General features: G+C 73.2%; 1 protein-coding gene (cut by a window edge). It reads right to left on the bottom strand.

Annotation, left to right across the window (positions count from 1 at the left end):
- Positions 1–20888, bottom strand: partial view of a type I polyketide synthase gene (locus FHX81_RS41615; protein ID WP_281291709.1) — the 5' portion only. Its footprint begins 1324 nt before the window's first position; 20888 of the gene's 22212 nt are visible here — the first part of the coding sequence; the start codon lies at positions 20886–20888; its stop codon lies off the left edge, out of view.

Genomic DNA, 20888 nt, shown 5'->3' with positions numbered 1-20888 from the left:
TCGACCAGCACGAACCGCCCGGGGTGCTCGGCCGACGCCGAGCGCACCAGGCCCCACACGGCGGCGGCGCGGAGGTCGGTCACGTCCTCACCCCGCACGGACACCGCACCCCTGGTCACCACGACCAGCCGGGAGTCACCGGGCGCGGCCAGGAACTCCTGCACCGCGCCCAGCGTCTCGACCGGGTCGGTGGCGTGGTGGAGCCGGTCGTCGTGCGCTGCCGGTTCGATCTCGGTGGCGTGCCAGGTGAGTCGGTGCAGGTCGCGCGGCCGGGGCGCCGCCGGGGCGCGCAGGGTCAGCGAGTCGACGGTGGCGATCGGCTCACCGCCCGGGCCGGCCAGGCTGACCCGGTAGGTGTCGGGCCCGGTGGCGGTGACCTTCGCCCGCGCGGTGGTGCTCCCGGTCCGCCAGACCGTGACGCCGGTGAACGAGAACGGCAGCTTGGGCCGGTCGTCGGCGATGGTGACGGCGTGCAGCACGGCGTCCAGCAGGGCCGGGTGCAGGGCGAACCGGTCGCCGTCGGAGGGCAGGTGGACGTCGGCGTAGAGGTCGTCGCCGTGCCGTCGGACGGCCCGCAAGCCCTGGAACGTCGGGCCGTACTCGAACCCGGCGTCGGCCAGCGACTCGTAGAAGCCGGCCAGGTCCACCGGTTCGGTGTGGGGCTCGTGCCACGGGACGGGCGCGGAACCGGTGCCGAGCACGCCGGTGGCGTGCCGCACCCAGTGGCCTTCCGACCTGGAGTGGATCGTGACGGTCCGGTCGGCGCCGACCGCGACCCGCACGTCGACCGGCCCGGCGAGCACCAGCGGCGTCTCCAGGGCCAACTCCTCGACCGCCGGGCAACCCGCCTGCGCGCCCGCCCGCAACGCCAGCTCCACGAACGCCGCGCCCGGGAGGAGGACCTGGCCGAGCACGGTGTGCTCGGCGAGCCAGGGTTGCGCGGCCGGCGAGAGCTGCCCGGTCAGCACCACGCCCTGCTCGTCGGGCAACTCCACCACCGCGCCCAGCAACGGGTGGTCGACCGCGCCGAGCCCGGCACCGGTGACGTCGGTCGCCGCCGCGGGCACCAACCAGAACCGCTCGCGCTGGAACGCGTACGCCGGCACGTCACCGTGCGCGGCGGGCAACGTCCACTCCGCGCCGTCCACCCACACCTTGCCGAGCGCGGCGAGCAACCGTCGCGGCGAATCGTCCTCCCGCCGCATCACACCGGTCGGCACGAGCGTGGGGTGCGGCCCGATCTCCAGGAACGCCGTGACACCGCGTTCGCGCAACCAGTCCACGGCCTGCGCGAACCGCACCGCTTCCCGCGCCTGCCGCACCCAGTACCCGGCATCGAACACCGTGCCTGCGGAAGGGTCCCCGCCCAGGGGATCCCTGTTCTCCACGCTACTCGAACGGTCCGACAACACCGTGGACACGATCGGGATCTGTGGACGACCGAACGTCAGCCCCGCCACCACCTGCGCGAACTCACCCAACATCGGCTCCATGTGCGCCGAGTGGAACGCGTGGCTCACCGAAAGCCGCCGCGTCTCGTGCCCCAACGTCCGCCACAGGTCCGCGGCCTCCAGCACCGCGTCCTCGTCACCGGAGATCACCACCGCCTCCGGCCCGTTGACGGCCGCGATCGAGACGCCGTCGGGCAGCGTCTCCGCCACTTCCGCGGCCCCGGCCCGGATCGACACCATCGCGCCGCCCGTCGGCAACTCCTGCATCAACCGACCCCGCGCCGACACCAACGCACACGCGTCGTCCAGGGTCAGCACCCCCGCGACGTGCGCGGCGGCGATCTCACCGACGGAATGACCCACCAGGTAGTCGGGACGCACGCCCAGCGACTCCACCAACCGGTACAGCGCCACCTCGATCGCGAACAACGCGGGTTGCGTGAACCGGGTCTGATCCAGGTCCACCTCCCACAACGACAACCCGAGCCGCTCACACACCTCGTCCAACACCACCGCGAACACCGGATACGCCGCGTGAAGCCGCCGTCCCATACCACGCCACTGCGCACCCTGACCCGAGAACACGAACGCCGTCTTCCCGGTGCCGGCCTCACCGATCGGCGCGTCGCCGCGGGCCACGGCGTCGAGGTCGGCCACGAGGCTGTTCCGATCGGTCAGTGCGATGCGGTAGGGCAACCGGGCACGTGTCGCCAGCACGGCACCCACTGACGGGTCATCGGCGAAGTCCCGCAACCGCCGCGCCTGCGCCCGCACCGCCTCCGGCGACTTCGCCGACAACAGCCACGGCACCGGCTCGGCCACGTCCACCGGCTCGGCGGGCACCTGTTCGAGGATCACGTGCGCGTTGGTGCCGCTGATGCCGAACGACGACACCCCGGCCCGGCGCGGGCGGTCGACGGCAGGCCACGGCGTGGTCTCGGTGAGCAGCCGGACCTCGCCCGCCGCCCAGTCGACGTGCGTGGTGGGCAGGTCGACGTGCAGCGTGCGCGGGAGCGTGCCGTGCCGCATCGCCATGATCATCTTGATCACGCCGGCGATGCCCGCCGCCGCCTGAGTGTGGCCGATGTTCGACTTCACCGACCCCAACCACAACGGCTCCGAACGACCCCGACCATAAGTCGCCAACAAAGCCTGCGCCTCGATCGGATCACCCAACGTCGTACCCGTACCATGCGCCTCCACAGCGTCCACATCGGACGGCGACAACCCGGCGTTCGCCAAAGCCTGACGGATCACCCGCTCCTGCGACGGACCATTCGGCGCGGTCAACCCGTTCGACGCACCGTCCTGGTTCACCGCGCTGCCCCGCACGACCGCCAACACCCGATGACCGTTGCGGCGCGCGTCCGACAACCGCTCCAACAACACCAACCCGGCGCCCTCGGCCCAACTGGTGCCGTCGGCCGCGTCGGCGAACGACTTGATCCGCCCGTCCGCCGCCAACCCCCGCTGGCGCGAGAACTCCACGAACCCGGACGGCGTCGCCATCACCGTGACACCACCGGCCAGCGCCAGGTCGCACTCACCGGAACGCAACGCCTGCGCCGCCAGGTGGATCGCCACCAACGACGACGAACACGCCGTGTCCACCGACACCGCCGGACCTTCCAACCCCAACAAGTACGACACCCGCCCCGACGTCACGCTCGTCGCCGTACCGGTCGACAGGTAGCCCTCCAGGTCCGGCGGCTGGGCCCCACCGCCGTACCCGGACGACCAGATGCCGGTGAACACGCCGGTGTGGCTGCCCTGCAACGACGTCGGGTCGATCCCCGCGTGTTCGAACGTCTCCCACGCGGTCTCCAGCAACACCCGCTGCTGCGGATCCATGGCCAACGCCTCGCGCGGCGAGATCCCGAAGAACCCCGCGTCGAACCGAGCGGCGTCGCGCAGGAACCCACCCGATCGCGTGTAGCTGGTGCCGGGTCCACCCGCCGGGTCGTACAGCCGGTCGAGGTCCCACCCGCGATCGGTCGGGAACTCGCCGATCGCGTCGACGCCGTCGGCGACCAGTCGCCACAGCTCCGCCGCCGAACCGACCCCGCCGGGGAACCGGCACCCCATCCCGACCACCACGATCGGATCGTCGGTGGCGGCCACGGCGACCGGCGCGGTGGTCGGCCGTTCCCGGCCGAGCAGCAGGCCCCGCAGGTGGGCCGCCAGCGCGTTCGGCGTCGGGTGGTCGAACGTCAGCGTCGCGGGCAGCGTCACACCCAGTGCCCCGGCCAGCCGGTTGCGCAGCTCCACCGCCGTCAGCGAGTCGAACCCGAGGTCGGAGAACGCGCGTTGCGCGGCCACCCCGTCGGTGCGTCCCAGCACGACGGCCGTGTGCGTGCGGACCAGGTCGAGCACCGCGGCGTGCTGATCGGCCTCGGACAGCGACGCGAGCCGGTGCGCCAGTCCGGTGTCCGCGATCCGACGCGCCCGCCGCGTCAACCCGCGCAACGACGGCGCGGTGAGGTCGAGCCGGGCGGGCACCAACGCGGGCTCACCGCCTGCCAACGCCGCGTCGAACAGCGCCAACGCGTGCTCCGTCGACATCGGCACGACCCCGGACCGCGTCAACCTGCGCTGGTCGGCGTCGGTGAGGTGGCCGGTCAGCCCGCTCGCCTGCGCCCACTGCCCCCACGCCAGCGACACGGCGGGCAGGCCCAGGGCGTGCCGGTGGGCGGCGAGGGCGTCGAGGAAGGCGTTGGCCGCCGCGTAGTTGCCCTGGCCCGCGCCGCCGAGCACACCGGCCGCCGACGAGAACAGCACGAACGCGACCGGACCGAGGTCACGGGTCAGCTCGTGCAGGTGCCACGCCGCGTCCACCTTCGGCCGCAGCACGGCGTGCAGTCGTTCCGGGGTCAACGACATCACCACGGCGTCGTCCAGCACACCGGCCGCGTGCACGACGGCCCGCAGGTCGGGGATGGTCGCGAGCACGTCCGCCAGCGCCGCCCGGTCGGTCACGTCGCACGCCACGACGCGCACGTCCGCGCCCTCGACCACCACCTCACCGCCGCTCCGGCTGAGCAGCACCAGTCGGCGGACGCCGTGCCGGGTGACCAGGTGACGGGCCACCAGCACGCCCAACGTGCCCGTGCCGCCGGTGATCAGCACCGTGCCGGCCAGGTCGGGCGCGACCGCCGATCCGGGCACGCGGTCGAGCCGCGGCGCGAGCACCCGACCACCGCGGACCGCCACCTGGAACTCGTCGGCAGGCACGTGGACCTCGCCGCCGTGGTCCACGTCGACCAGCGCGAACCGGCCGGGGTGCTCGGCCTCGGCCGCCCGCACCAGGCCCCAGACAGCCGCCGCGGGCAGGTCGGTCACCTCACCCGGGCCCGCCGCGCCGCGCGTGACGACGGCGAGCTTCCCGTCGTCGGACGTGCGCAGGAAGTCCTGGACGACCGCCAACGTCTCGGCCACCACGGCGTGCGTGGCCTCGATCGGGTTCGCGTTCGGCGCGCTGACGACGTGGTGCACGGCGGTGTCTTCGGTCGAAGGCGTGACAGGCACCCAGTCGAGCCGGAACACCCGGTGGTCGCGGGCCTGGAAGTCCGCCGTCATCGGCCGCACGGTCAACGCCTCCACCACGGCCACCGGCTCGCCGTCGGAGGTGGTGAGCAGGACCCGGTAGGTCTCCGGCCCGGTCGGGGTGAGGCGGACCCGTGCCGCCGACACCCCCGTCCGCAGCACGGCGACCCCGGCGAACGAGAACGGCAGCCGCCCCGCCGCGACCAACGTCAACGGCTGCAACGCCGCGTCCAGCAGCGCCGGGTGCAGGTCGAACCCGGCCGGGTCGGGCAGGGCGACCTCGGCGAACAGCTCGTCGCCGTGCCGCCACACCGCCCGCACGCCCTCGAACGCCGGCCCGTACTCGTAGCCGCGCGCCGCGAGGTCGTCGTAGAAGCCGGTGAGGTCGACCGGCCGTGCGTCCGCCGGCCAGGTCGGCTCGGGTGCCGGCGGTGGCGTCACGCCGAGCGTGCCGGTGGCGTGCCGCACCCAGTCGCCGTCGACCCGGGAGTGGATGGCGACCGCCGTGCCGTCGACCACCACCTGGACCGGCACGGCGTCCCGTGCGGGCAGCACCATCGGGGTTTCCAGCAGCAACTCGTCCAGCACGGGCCGGCCGACCTGCGCGCCCGCCCTCAGCGCCAACTCCACGAAACCCGTGCCAGGCAGCAGCACCGAGCCGTGGACCGCGTGGTCGGCCAGCCACGGGTGGGTCGCTGTCGACAGCCGTCCGGTGAGCACCACGCCCTCGCCCGCCGCGAGCTCCACGGCGGCACCGAGCAGTGGGTGGTCGGCCGGGTCGAGACCCGCGGCGGTGACGTCGGCGGTTCCCGGCGCGGGTTCCAGCCAGAAGCGCTCGTGCTGGAACGGGTAGGTGGGCAGGTCGATGTGATCGGCGTCCGGCACGGGCCAGTCGACGTCCACGCCCGCGACGAACAACCGTGCGGCAGCCGCGGTGAAGTCGGGCTGGTCGCGGCGAAGGGTGCCGGTGGCGACCGGGACGTCCAGCGCGGGCACCAGCACCGGGTGCGGGCTCACCTCGATGAACACCTCATGCCCGGCGTGCGTCAACGCTTCCACGGCCCGGTCGAACCGCACCGGCTCACGCAGGTTCCGGTACCAGTAGGCGGCATCGACCGTCTCGACCAGCCCCTCGGTCACCGTCGAGTAGAACGGCACCCGCGCCGGCAACGGAGTGATGTCCGCCAGATCAGCCAACAACCGCTCCCGCACCGCCTCCACCTGCGCCGAGTGCGCCGCGTAGTCCACCGGGAGGACACGCGCCCGGATGCCGTCGACCTCACAGGCCGCCACGAGTTCAGCCAGCGCACCCGGTTCGCCGGACACCACCACGGAGTCCGCCGCGTTGACGACCGCGACCGACAGCCGGTCGTCCCACCGGGACAACAACTCCGAGTCCGGAGGCAACGACACCGACACCATCCCACCCTGACCGCTGATCGCGACCAGAGCCCTGCTCCGCAACGCCACCACCCGCGCCGCGTCCTCCAACGACAATGCCCCAGCCACACACGCCGCCGCGATCTCACCCTGCGAATGCCCCACCACTGCATCCGGCTCGACACCATGAGAACGCCACAACGCAGCCAAAGACACCATCATCGCGAACAACGCCGGCTGCACCACGTCCACGCGATCCAACGACCCGCCGCTCAACACCTCGACCAACGACCAGTCCACGTGCGAGCTCAGCGCCTGTTCACACGCGTCCACGGCCTCACGGAACACCGGCTCGGACGCGTACAACTCACGCCCCATCCCCACCCACTGCGCGCCCTGGCCCGGGAACACGAACACCGACCTGCCCAACGTGGAAGCCGTGCCGGTCACCACCCCCGGATGCTCACGGCCCTCCGACAACGCACCCAAACCAGCCGGATCCAACACCACCGCACGGTGGTCGAACCTCGCCCGACCAGCCAGCGCACGGGCCACGGCGGACGCGTCGCCGTCAACCTGGTGCACCCTGCGAGCCTGGTCGCGCAGCGCCTGCCCGGTCTTGCCCGTGATCACCCACGGGGTGCGGCCGGTGTGCGCGCTGGGCGCCGCGGCCGTCACAGGTGCCTGTTCGATGATCACGTGGGCGTTCGTGCCGCTCACGCCGAACGACGACACGCCGGCCCGGCGTGGGCGGTTGACCGCGGGCCACGGCACGGCGTCCGTGAGCAGCCGCACGTCCCCTGCCGTCCAGTCCACGTGCGGGGTCGGCTCGTTCACGTGCAGCGTTCTGGGCAAGCGCCCGTGCTGGAGCGCCAGCACCATCTTGATCACACCCGCGACACCCGCCGCCGCCTGCGTGTGGCCGATGTTCGACTTCACCGACCCCAACCACAACGGCTCCGAACGATCCCGACCATAAGTGGCCAACAAGGCCTGCGCCTCGATCGGATCACCCAACGTCGTACCCGTACCGTGCGCCTCCACCGCGTCCACATCGGACGGTGTCAAACCGGCGTTCGCCAAAGCCTGACGGATCACCCGCTCCTGCGACGGACCATTCGGCGCGGTCAACCCGTTGGACGCGCCGTCCTGGTTCACCGCACTGCCCCGCACCACCGCCAGCACGCGGTGATCCTTGCGGCGGGCGTCCGACAACCGCTCCAACAACACCAGACCCGCGCCCTCGCCCCACCCCGTGCCGTCGGCGGCAGCGGCGAACGGCTTGCAGCGGCCGTCGGCGGCCAGGCCGCGCTGCCGCGAGAACTCGGTGAACCCCAGCGGGTTCACGATCACCGTCACGCCGCCCGCCAACGCCAGGTCGCACTCCCCCGACCGCAACGCCTGCGCCGCCAGGTGGATCGCCACCAGCGACGACGAACACGCGGAGTCCACCGACACGGCCTGCCCGCGCAACCCGAGCAGGTAAGCCACGCGCCCGGACGTGACACTGGGCGAGATGCCGGTCGCCAGGTACCCCTCGGCGTCCCGCGGAGCCTGGTCGACCACGCCGCCGTACCCGGAGGACCACAGCCCGGTGAACACGCCGGTCAGGCTGCCCCGCAACGACGTCGGGTCGATCCCCGCGTGTTCGATGGTCTCCCACGCCGTCTCCAGCAGCACCCGCTGCTGCGGGTCCATCGCCAACGCCTCGCGTGGCGAGATCCCGAAGAAGTCCGCGTCGAACCCGGCCGCGTCGGTCAGGAACCCACCGGAACGGGTGTAGCTGGTCGCGGGGTGGTCGGGATCGGGGTGGTACAGGCGGTCCAGGTCCCAACCACGATCGGCCGGGAAGTCCGTGATGGCGTCCACGCCGTCCGACACCAACCGCCACAGGTCGTCCGGCGACCCCACTCCACCGGGCAGGCGGCAGCCCATGCCGACGATCACGATCGGGTCGTCCTCCACCGCACGCACGACCGGTTCCACGGCAGCGGCACGCGTGCCCGACAGCTCCAGCCTCAGGTGCTCGGCCAACTCCTCCGGTGTGGGGTGGTCGAAGACGAGCGTCGCGGGCAGGCGCAGGCCGGTGGCCGCCGCGAGCCGGTTGCGCAGCTCCACGGCCGTCAGCGAGTCGAACCCGAGGTCGCGGAAAGCCAAGCGGGGTTTGACCGCGGCCGGGTCGGTGTGCCCGAGCACGGCCGTGGTGTGCGTCGTGACCAGCGCAAGCAGGTCGGCTTCGGGTGCGGTGGGTGGTGGCAGCGCGCGAGCCGTGCGGGTGGTCAGGTGCGCGGTCGTCACCGCGGGCAGGCCGCTCGCCAGGGCGGCGTCGAACAGCGCCAGCGCGCGCTCGGTCGTCATCGCCGCGATGCCGGCGCGGGCGAAGCGGTCCTTGTCGGTAGCGGTGAGGTGCGCGGTCATGCCGGACGCCTCGGCCCAGTAGCCCCACGCCATCGACACGGCGGGCAGGCCGAGGGCGTGCCGGTGCCGCGCCAGGGCGTCGAGGTAGGTGTTGGCCGCCGCGTAGTTGGCCTGGCCGGCGTTGCCGAGGACGCCCGCGGCGGCGGAGAACAGCACGAACGCGTCCAGGCCGGCGGTCAGTTCGTGCAGGTGCCAGGCGCCGTCGACCTTGGGCCGCAGCACGTCGTCCAACTGTCCGGGCGTGAGCCGCTGCACCACCGCGTCGTCCAGCACGCCGGCCGCGTGCACCACCGCCGTCAGGTCCGGGACGGAGGCCACCAGCGCCGCGACCTGGTCCCGGTCGGACACGTCGCACGCGACCACGCGCACGTCCGCGTCCAGATCCGGCGCTTCACCGCCACCACGGCTCACCAGCACCAGCCGCCGCACGCCGTGCCGCGCGACCAGGTGCGCCGCCAAGGCCCGGCCGAGCGTGCCGGTGCCGCCGGTGATCAGCACCGTCCCGTCGGCGAGCCGCGGCACGGTCAGCACCAGCTTGCCGACGTGCCCGGCCTGGCTCATCAGCCGGAACGCGTCCGCGGCCCGCCGCACGTCGTGGGTGGCGACGGGCGGCAACCGCAGCACGCCGTCCCCGACCAGCCGCAGCACCTCGGCCAGCACGTCACCGAGGTGGGCGGGGTCGGCGTCGTTGAGGTCGAACGCCCGGTAGTCCACGCCTCCCGGGGCGCGGACGTCGGTCTTGCCCATCTCCACGAACCGGCCACCGGGCGCGAGCAGGCGCAACGACGCGTCGGTGAACTCGCCGGCCAACGAGTTCAGCACCACGTCCACGCGCGGGAACCGCTGCTCGAACTCCAGCGTGCGCGACGACGCCAGGTGGTCGTCGTCCAGGCCGAGCTCCCGCAACGCGTCCCACTTGCGCGGGCTCGCCGTGGCGAACACCTCCGCGCCCAGGTGCCGGGCCAACTGGACCGCCGCCATGCCCACGCCACCCGCGCCGGAGTGGACCAGCACCCGGTCGCCCGGCCGGACCCGGCCCAGGTCCACCAACCCGTACCACGCGGTCAGGAACGCCACCGGCACCGCCGCGGCTTGCGCGAACGACCACCCGCCCGGGATCGGGCCGAGCAACCGCTGATCAGCGACGGCGCGCGGCCCGAACGTCCCCGACGCCAGCCCCAGCACCCGGTCGCCGACCTGCCACCGGGTGACGCCGGGCCCGACTTCGAGGACCGTGCCCGCCGCCTCACCGCCCAACAACGCCTCGTCCGGGTACATGCCCAACGCGATGAGCACGTCCCGGAAGTTCAACCCCGCCGCACGCACCGCGAGCCGCACCTGGCCCGGTTCCAGCGGCGGCTCGGCCACCTCGGCGAACTCCAGGTCGTCCAGGCTCCCGGTGCCGGACTCGACCAGCCGCCACGCGCCGTCGACCGACGACGGCCGCGGCGTGAACGGGACCTGCCGCGGCACGACCACCTCGTCGCCCCGGATCGCCAGCTCGACCTCGTCACCCGCCACGGCCGCCGCGTCCGCCGCCCGCGCCACCGTCGCGTCCCGGTCCAGCTCCACCGCCACGAACCGGCCGGGGTGCTCGGCGGCGGCACTGCGGACCAGGCCTCGCACCGCCGCACCGGCCGGACCGCCATCGGTCGGCACGACCAAGCGCGCCGGATCGTCGGACGCCAGGTGCTCCTGCACCAGCGCGAGTGCCCGCCGGGCGAGGTCGTGCACGGACGTGGCGTCCGCGGACCCCGACAGGAGGGGTGCGACGCGGACCAGCGCCGGCTCGGCCTCCACCAACGGCACCCATTCGGTGCGCAGCAGCGTCGTGCCCGCCCCGGAAGCCGGTCGCACGGTCAGCGTGTCGATCGTGGCCACCGGCACGCCGGCCGGGTCCGTCAACGCGACCGTGTACGCGTCCGGGCCCTTTCGGGCGAGGTGGACGCGGACCGCCGAGGCTCCCGTGACGTGCACGGCGACGCCGGCGAAGGAGAACGGCAGCCGAAGGCAGTTGTCCGGGTGCAGCAGGATTACCGGTTGCAGCGCCGCATCGAGCAGGGCCGGGTGCAGGCCGAACCTACCGCCGTCGGGCACCCGCACCTCGGCGAACACCTCGTCGTCGCCGTGCCACAACGCCCGCACGCCCCGGAACGCCGGACCGTACTCGTAGCCGAGGTCGGCGAGGTGGTCGTAGAAGCCGCCCGGGTCGACCCGTTCCCCCTCGGGTTCCCCCGCGGAGCCGACCGGGTGGTGGTCCCGGTCGAGCGTGCCGGACGCGTGCCGGACCCACTCGCCGTCGATCCGGGAGTGCACCGCGACCGGTCGACGGCCATCGCCGTCGGCCGCGCCGACGGACACCTGCACGTGCGTGGGGCGTTCGGTCACGGTCAGCGGCACGTGCAGCACCAGGTCCGCCACGGTGGGACAGCCCGCAGCTCGTCCGGCCTCGGCGACCAACTCCAGGAACGCCGTCCCGGGCAGCAGCACGGTCCCGTTGACGGCGTGGTCGGCCAGCCACGGGTGCGTGCGGGTCGACAGGCGTCCGGTCAGCACGGAACCCTGGTCGTCCGGCAGGTCCACGAACGCGTCCAGCAGCGGGTGGCCGAGCGCGGAATCCGCCGTCCCCGGCGTGAGCCAGAAACGCGTGCGCTGGAACGGGTAGGTCGGCAGCGCGAGGCGGCCCGGCGTCGGCCGGGGCAGCTCGACACCGCGCACGACCAGGGTGGCCAGTGCGGTGCGGAAGTCGCTCCGGTCGCGGCGCAGGGTGCCGGTGGCGACCGGGACGTCCAGCGCAGGTGTCAGCACGGGGTGCGGGCTGACCTCGACGAACACGTGGTGCCCGGCCTGCGTCAACGCCTCCACGGCCCGGTCGAACCGCACCGGCTCACGCAGGTTCCGATACCAGTAGTCGGCATCGACGGTCTCCACCAGACCTTCGGTCACCGTCGAGTAGAACGGCACCCGCGCCGGCAACGGCGTGATGTCCGCCAGATCAGCCAACAACCGCTTCCGCACCGCCTCCACCTGCGCCGAATGCGCCGCGTAGTCCACCGGAATCCGCCGAGCGTGCACACCCTCCCGCTCGCACAACTCCACCAACTCGTCCAACGCCGCCGGCTCACCCGACACCACCACCGTGGACGCCGAATTCACCACCGCGACGCTCAACCGGTCGTCCCACCGCGACAACAACTCCGAGTCCGGCGGCAACGACACCGACACCATCCCGCCCTGACCGCTGATCGCGACCAAAGCCTTGCTGCGCAACGCCACCACCCGGGCGGCGTCCTCCAACGACAGCGCCCCGGCCACGTACGCCGCCGCGATCTCACCCTGCGAATGCCCCACCACCGCATCCGGCTCGACACCGTAAGAACGCCACAACGCAGCCAAAGACACCATCATCGCGAACAACGCCGGCTGCACCACGTCCACGCGATCCAACGACCCACCGCTCAACACCTCGACCAACGACCAGCCCACATGCGGAGCCAACGCCCGTTCACACGCGTCCACCGCGGCGCGGAACACCGGCTCGGACGCATAGAGATCGCGGCCCATACCAACCCACTGCGCGCCCTGACCCGGGAACACAAACACCGACCTGCCGAGCACCGACGCCGAACCCGTCACCACCCCCGGATGCTCACGACCCTCCACCAACGCACCCAAACCAAACGGATCCAGCACCACAGCACGATGATCGAACCGCGCCCGACCAGCCAGCACGCGGCCGATCTCGTCGTCCTCCCCGGGGTGGTCGGCGACGAAGTCCCGCAGCCGCCGCGCCTGCTCGCGCAGCGCTTCGGGCGTCCTGGCCGACAGCAGCCACAGCTGCTCGGCCGCCACCGGCCGCGTGTCCTCCGGAGCCTGTTCGATGATCGTGTGCGCGTTCGTGCCGCTGATGCCGAACGCCGACACGGCCGCCCGCCGGGGACGGTCGCCGTCCGGCCAGGCGACGGGGTCGGTCAGCAGCCGGACGTTCCCGGCCGTCCAGTCCACGTGCGGCGTGGGCTCGTCCACGTGGAGGGTCTTGGGCAGCACGCCGTGCCGCATCGCCATGACCATCTTGATGATCCCGGCAACACCCGCCGCCGCCTGCGTGTGACCGATGTTCGACTTCACCGACCCCAACCACAACGGCTCACCACCACGACCCTGACCGTAAGTCGCCAACAACGCCTGCGCCTCGATCGGATCACCCAACGTCGTACCCGTACCATGCGCCTCCACCGCGTCCACATCGGACGGTGTCAGACCGGCGTTCGCCAAAGCCTGACGGATCACCCGCTCCTGCGACGGACCGTTCGGCGCGGTCAGGCCGTTCGACGCGCCGTCCTGGTTCACCGCGGTGCCCCGGACGACGGCGAGCACGTGGTGACCGTCGCGGCGGGCGTCGGACAGGCGTGCCAGCAGGAGCAGGCCCGCGCCCTCGGCCCACCCGGCGCCGTCGGCGGCAGCGGCGAAGGACTTGCTGCGGCCGTCCGGTGCGCTCGCGCCCTGCCGCGACATCTCGGTGAACAGCGACGGCGTGGCGTTGACCGTGACGCCGCCGGCCAGTGCGAGATCGCACTCACCGGACCGCAGCGCCTGCGCGGCCAGGTGCAGCGCGACCAGCGACGACGAGCACCCGGTGTCCAGCGACAACGCCGGCCCGACCAGCCCGAGCAGGTAGGACAGCCGGCCGGAGCCGATGCTGGTGGCCGTCCCGGTGACCTGGTAGCCCTCCAGGTCGTCGGGAACGGGACCGGCGGCGTAGCCGGTGGACCAGATGCCGGTGAACACGCCCGTCCGACTGCCCTGCAACGACGTCGGATCGATCCCCGCGTGCTCGAACGTCTCCCACGCCGTCTCCAACAGCACCCGCTGCTGCGGGTCCATCGCCAACGCCTCACGCGGCGAGATCCCGAAGAACGCCGCGTCGAAGCCCGCCGGGTCGGCCAGGAACCCGCCGTTCCGGGTCGAGGACGTGCGGGGTCGGGCCGACGTGGGGTCGAACAGCCGGTCCAGGTCCCACCCCCGGTCGTCGGGGAACCCGCCGATGGCGTCCACGCCCCCGGCCACCAGCCGCCACAGGTCGTCCGGTGACTCGACGCCACCGGGGAACCGGCAGCCCATGCCGATGATCGCGATCGGCTCGTCGGTCGCCACCGCGGACACCGGTGTCCCGGGCGCGGCGTCCCCGCGCAGGTGTGCGGCGAGCCGCTCGGGCGTGGGGTGGTCGAAGACCAGGGTGGACGGGAACTGCCGGCCCAACGCGGCGGTGAGCCGGTTGCGCAGGTCGACGGCGGTCAACGAGTCGAACCCGAGGTCCTTGAACGCACGTCCGGTGTCGATGGCCTCCGGCGAGGTGTGGCCCAGCACGGCGGCCGTGTGCGTGGTGATCACGTCGAGCACGTCGACACCGGACGGCACGGCCGGCTCGACCGGTTCCTCCCGGACCCGTGCTTCGGGCAGGTCCGCGAGCAGCCGGCTCGGCCGGACCCGGGTGAAGGCGGGCGCGAACCGCGCCCAGTCGACCGGGGTGACCACGGCGTGCGGCACGTCCTGGTCGAGCACGTCCCGCAGCGCGGCCAAGGCCCGCCCGGACGGCATCTCGCCCAGGCCGAGGAGCTGCCGTTGCCGCTGCACCGACTCCAACGCGGCCATGCCGCCCTCGGCCCAGATGCCCCACGCCACCGACGTCGTCGGCCTGCCCTGCGCGCGGTGCCGGGCGGCGAGGGCGTCGAGGAAGGCGTTGCCCGCCGCGTAGGCCGCGCCGTGCCCGTCGCCCCACACACCGGCCGTGGACGAGAACAGGACCAGCGCGTCCAGGTCGGGCAGCAGGTCGGCGAGGTGCGTGGCACCGGTGACCTTGGCGGTGATCACGTCGGCGAACCCGGCCAGGTCGTCGTCGGCCAACCGGCCGGACCTGATCACGCCCGCCGCGTGGAACGCGGACCGGACGTCACCGACCTCGTCCAGCAACGCCGCGAGCGCGGCCCGGTCCGCCACGTCGCAGGCGGCCACCGTGACCCGGGTACCGGTGGCGACCAGCTCGTCGTGCAGCTCGGCCGCGCCGGGGGCGTCCGGCCCGCCGCGGCTGACCAGCACCAGGTGCTCGGCCCCCTGCTCGGCGAGCCACCGCGCCACCCGGGCACCGAGCGCACCCGTGCCGCCCGTGACGAGCGTGGTGCCTTCCGGCCGCCAGGTCCGGACCGGCGGGGTCGGCCCGGCCCGGCGCAGCCTGCGGGCGAACACGCCTCCCGCGTGGATCGACACCTGGTCTTCCCGGCCGCCGAGCACGGCGAGCAGGCGGCGCACGCTCGACGCGTCCGGGGTGGGCGGCACGTCGACCAGCCCACCCCACCGCTCGGGGAACTCCAGCGCGGCCGAGGTGCCGGTCCCCCACACCAGCGCCTGCCGGGGGCGATCGCCGAACGCGCCGCGCGTCACGCACCACAGCGGCGCGTCGAGGTCGCGCACCGCCTCGATCGTCCGCACGAGCCCGACGGTCAGCGCCGGGTGGTCGGGGTGCGGCGACTCGTCCAGAGCCAGGAACGACAGCACGCCGTCGACCCGGTCGGCCGTGTCGACCACGTCGACACCACTGTCCCGCAACGCCTCCACCGCCGCGTCGACCCACGGGTGCTCGCCGTTCGGGCGCAGCACCAGCCACCGGCCGGAGGGTGTCGACGTGGGCGTGACCGGCGCCCACGTGACCTCGTACCGCCACGGGTCCGTCGCCGGTGCGGCGGGGGTGAGCCAGTACGGCTCGTGCTGGAAGGCGTAGGTCGGCAGGTCCACGCGACCGGCCGGTGGCAGGGCGGGTGACCAGTCGACGTCCACGCCGGCCACGAACAACCGGCCGGCCGCCGTCAGGAAGTCACCGCGTCCGCCCTGGTCACGGCGCAGGGTGCCGGTGGCGACCGTGACGTCCAGCGCAGGTGTCAGCACGGGGTGCGGGCTGACCTCGATGAACACGTCGTGCCCGGCCTGCGCCAAGGCTTCGACCGCCCGGTCGAACCGCACCGGCTCACGCAGGTTCCGGTACCAGTAGTCGGCATCGACGGCCTGCACCAGACCCTCGGTCACCGTCGAGTAGAACGGCACCCGCGCCGGCAACGGAGTGATGTCCGCCAGATCCGCAAGCAGCCGGTCCCGCACCGCCTCCACCTGCGCCGAATGCGCCGCGTAGTCCACCGGAATCCGCCGAGCGTGCACACCCTCCCGCTCGCACAACTCCACCAACTCGTGCAAGGCAGTCGGCTCACCCGAGACGACCACCGTGGTCGCCGAGTTCACCACCGCTACGGTCAGCCGGTCGCCCCACCGGGACAGCAGCTCCGCATCCGGCGGCAACGTCACCGAGACCATGCCGCCCTGACCGCTGATCGTGACCAAAGCCCTGCTCCGCAACGCCACCACACGCGCCGCATCTTCGAGTGACAACGCCCCGGCCACACACGCCGCCGCGATCTCACCCTGCGAATGCCCCACCACCGCATCCGGCTCGACACCGTAAGAACGCCACAACGCAGCCAAAGACACCATCATCGCGAACAACGCCGGCTGCACCACGTCGACCCGATCCAACGACCCACCGCTCAACACCTCGACCAACGACCAGCCCACATGCGGAGCCAACGCCCGTTCACACGCGTCCACCGCGGCGCGGAACACCGGCTCGGACGCGTAGAGATCGCGGCCCATACCAACCCACTGCGCACCCTGACCCGGGAACACGAACACCGACTTGCCGGCCGTGACCGGTGGGGCGGTGGCCAGTTCGGCGTGGTCCGCGCCGACCAGCACCGCGCGGTGGCGGAACCGGGCTCGGCCCGCGAGCTCGGCGGCGATGGCGGCGGCCGGCACGTCCGGGCGGGTGAGCGCGAACTCGCGCAGCCGTTCCACCTGGGCGCGCAGGGCCGCCTCGGTCTTCGCGGTCACGAGCCACGGCACGGTCCGGTCCTCGCCGACCGCTTCCTCCGCGTCGTCCGGTGACTGCTGGAGCACGAGGTGGGCGTTGGTACCGCTGATGCCGAACGCGGAGACGGCCGCGCGCCGGGGCCGTCCGGTCTCGGGCCAGTCCAGGGCTTCGGTGAGCAGGCGGATGTCGCCCGTCGTCCAGTCCACGTGTGGTGTCGGCTCGTCCACGTGCAGCGTCTTCGGCAACCGCCCGTGCCGCAGGGCCTGCACCATCTTGATCACACCGGCGACACCCGCCGCCGCCTGCGTGTGACCGATGTTGGACTTCACCGAACCCAGCCACAGCGATTGCGACCGTTCTCGGCCGTAGGTGGCCAGCAGCGCCTGAGCCTCGATCGGGTCGCCCAACGTCGTGCCGGTCCCGTGGGCTTCGACCGCGTCCACATCGGACGGTGTCAGACCTGCGTTCGCCAGGGCCTGGCGGATCACCCGCTCCTGCGACGGGCCGTTCGGCGCGGTCAACCCGTTCGACGCACCGTCCTGGTTCACCGCCGAACCCGCCACCACCGCCAACACCCGATGACCACGCCGACGCGCGTCCGACAAACGCTCCAGCAACACCAACCCCGCGCCCTCGCCCCAGCTCGTGCCGTCGGCGGAAGAGGAGAACGGCTTGCTGCGCCCGTCCGGCGCGAGCCCGCGCTGGCGGGAGAACTCGGTGAAGATCACCGGTGTCGCCATGATCGTGACCCCGCCGGCCAGCGCCAGGTCGCACTCCCCCGACCGCAAGGCCTGCGCCGCCAGGTGGATCGCCACCAACGACGACGAGCACGCCGTGTCCACCGACAGCGCCGGTCCGCGCAGGCCGAGGTGGTAGGCGACGCGCCCGGACGTCACACTGGTCGCCGTGCCGGTGACCAGGTAGCCCTCCACGTCCTCGGGAACCGGCGTGCCGACCGCGTACCCCGAGGACCAGATGCCGGTGAACACCCCGGTCCGGCTGCCGTGCAACGAGGTCGGGTCGATCCCGGCGTGCTCGAACGTCTCCCACGCCGTCTCCAGCACCAGGCGTTGCTGCGGGTCCATCGCCACGGCCTCGCGCGGCGAGATGCCGAAGAACCCGGCGTCGAACCCGCCCGCGTCCGCCAGGAACCCGCCCCGGCCGACGGCGCTCGTGCCGCCGCTGCGCAGCTCCGGGTCGTACAGCCGGCCCAGGTCCCAGCCGCGGTCGGCCGGGAAGTCGCCGATCGCGTCGACCTCGGCCGTCACCAGTCGCCACAGGTCGTCCGGTGACGTCACGCCGCCGGGGAAGCGGCAGCCCATGCCGACGATCACGATCGGGTCGTCGGTCACCGCCACGGCGGCCTCCGGCGCGTCCACGGCGCCGTCACGCAGGTGCGCCAGCAGGGCCGCGGGCGTCGGGTGGTCGTAGATCAGGCCGGAGGACAGCCGCAGGCCCAGCGCGCTGTTGACGCGGTCGCGCAACGCGACGCCCATGACGGAGTCGAAACCGAGGTCCTTGAAGGTGAGCGTGGGGTCGATGTCGGCAGGGTCGGCGTACCCGAGCACGGCCGCGATGGCGGCGACGACCCGCTCGGCGGGATCGGCCGACGGCGCGGCGGGCTCGGGCGTGACGTCGCGGTCGCCGTCGCCCAGCCAGTACCGGCGGCGTTGGAACGCGTAGGTCGGCAGGTCGACCGGCCGGACGCCCGCCGGGAACGCGGGCGTGAAGTCGACGTGCCCGCCCGCGACGAACACCCGGCCCAGCGCGGCCCGGAACTCGTCCCGGCCGCCGTGGTCGCGCCGCAGGGTGCCGGTGGCGAGCGCGACGTCCAGGGTCGGCGTCAGCACCGGGTGCGGGCTCACCTCGACGAGCACGTCGTGGCCCGCCTCCGCGAGCGCGGCGGTCGCCAGGTCGAACCGGACCGGCTCGCGCAGGTTGCGGTACCAGTAGTCGGCGTCCAGGGCGGCGGTGTCGAGCAGACCGCCGGTCACCGCCGAGTAGAACGGCACCTCACCCGACCGCGGCCGCACGTCGGAGAGGTCGTCCAGCAGCCTTCGGCGAATGGCCGACACCTGCGCCGAATGGGCGGCGTAATCCACCGGAACGGCGCGCGCCCGAATGCCCTCCGCCGCGCACGCGGCCGACAATTCGGCCAGCTCAGCCGGTGAACCGGACACCACCACCGCACCGGGCGCATTCACGACCGCTACGGTCAAACGGCCGCCCCAGCGCGCCACGAATTCCTCGGCCACCTCGACCGGAAGTGTGACGGAAATCATTCCGCCCTGTCCGGCCAAGGCGACCAGGGCCCGGCTGCGCAATGCCACCACGCGAGCCGCGTCGGCCAACGACAATGCGCCCGCGACGTGCGCGGCCGCGATTTCGCCTTGGGAATGGCCGACCACCGCGTCCGGTTCGACGCCGTGCGCCCGCCACAGCGCGGCCAACGACACCATCACCGCGAACAGCGCCGGCTGCACCACGTCGACGCGGTCCAGCGGGTCCCCCAGCAGGACGTCGACGAGCGACCAGTCGGTGTGGGGAGCGAGCGCGGCGGCGCACGCGTCTATCGACTCCCGGAAGACCGGCTCGGTCGCGTAGAGCTCGCGCCCCATGCCGGCCCACTGCGCGCCCTGGCCGGGGAACACGAACACCGTCCGGCCCAGGTCGGCGACCCGCCCGGTGACCAGGTCGGGGGCGGGGCGGCCGGCGGCGAGCGCGGCCAGCGGCGCCCGGTCCAGCAGCACGGCGCGGTGGGTGAAGTGGGTGCGCGTGGTCGCCAACGCGTAGCCGACCTCGGTGGAGGTCGGCCCGGGGTGCGCGGCCAGGTGGTCGCGCAGCCGTTCGGCCTGGGCCCGCAACGCCTGCTCGCTCTTGCCCGACAACACCCAGGGCACCGCGTGGGACTCCGGCTCGACCTGCCCGACCGGTTCCCGCTCCGGGGCTTGAGCGACCACCACGTGCGCGTTCGTGCCGCCCATCCCGAACGCCGACACTCCGGCGATCAGCGACCGGTCGGCGCGTGGCCACCCGGTCAGCTCGGTCTGGACCCGCACCTTCAGCTCCGCGAACGGGATGCCCGGGTTGGGCGTCACGTGGTGCAGGCTGGCCGGCAGGGCGCGGTGGCGGATGCTCAGCACGGCCTTGAGCAGGCCGACGACGCCGGCCGCGCCCTCCAGGTGGCCGACGTTGGTCTTCGCCGAGCCGACCCGCAGCTCGGTGACCCGCCCGGCGTGCGCGGCACCCAGGCCGGCGGCTTCCACCGGGTCGCCGACCGGTGTGCCCGTGCCGTGCAGCTCGACGTACTGCACCTCGTCCGGGTGGACGTCGGCGTCGGCCAAGGCGTCCCGGATGACCTGCGCCTGCGCGTCCGCGCTGGGCACGGTGAGGCCGCGGGTGGGGCCGTCGTTGTTCAGGGCGCTGCCGAGGATCACCGCGTGCACCCGGTCGCCGTCCGCGAGCGCCCGGGCCAGCGGCTTCAGCACGACCACGCCGCCGCCCTCACCGCGGGCGAACCCGTTGGCGTCGGCGTCGAAGGTGCGGCTGCGGCCGTCCGGGGACAGCCCGCCGAACTCGACCCCGCTCGCCTCGCGGCCCGGGGCCAGGTTGAGGTTCACCCCGCCCGCCAGCGCGAGCGACGACTCGCCCCGGCGCAGGCTCTGCACCGCCAGGTGCACCGCCACCAGCGCGGACGACTGCGCCGCGTCCACCGTCAGGCTGGGTCCGCGCAGGCCGAGGAAGTGCGACACGCGGTTGGCGATCAGGCCCCGGTTCGTGCCGGTCATGGTGTGCGGGGTGACGTGCGCCGGGTAGCTCAACGTCGCGTAGTCGTCCCAGGTCGCGCCGAGGAACACGCCCACCCGGCCACCCGCGTGCGCGTCGGGGACGATCCGCGCGTCCTCCAACGCCTCCCACGCCAGTTCCAGCGCCAGCCGCTGCTGCGGGTCCATCGCGGCGGCCTCGCGGGGCGAGACGCCGAAGAACGCCGCGTCGAACGCGTCGACCTCGTCGAGGAAGCCCGCGGGCAGCTCGCCCGCGCGCCCGGGCGGCGGTGCGGTGATCGCGTCACGACCGTCGCGCAGCAGCCGCCAGAACGCGGCCGGGTCCGGCGCCTGGGGCAGCCGGCAGGACATTCCGACGATCGCGATCCGGTTGTCCGCGCGCACCATTCCCCCACCCAT

The organism is Saccharothrix saharensis (genome assembly GCF_006716745.1).
Taxonomy (GTDB): Bacteria; Actinomycetota; Actinomycetes; order Mycobacteriales; family Pseudonocardiaceae; genus Actinosynnema; species Actinosynnema saharense.
Note: the sequence above shows the minus strand (reverse complement) of the source record. Positions and strands in the feature narration are given on the sequence as shown.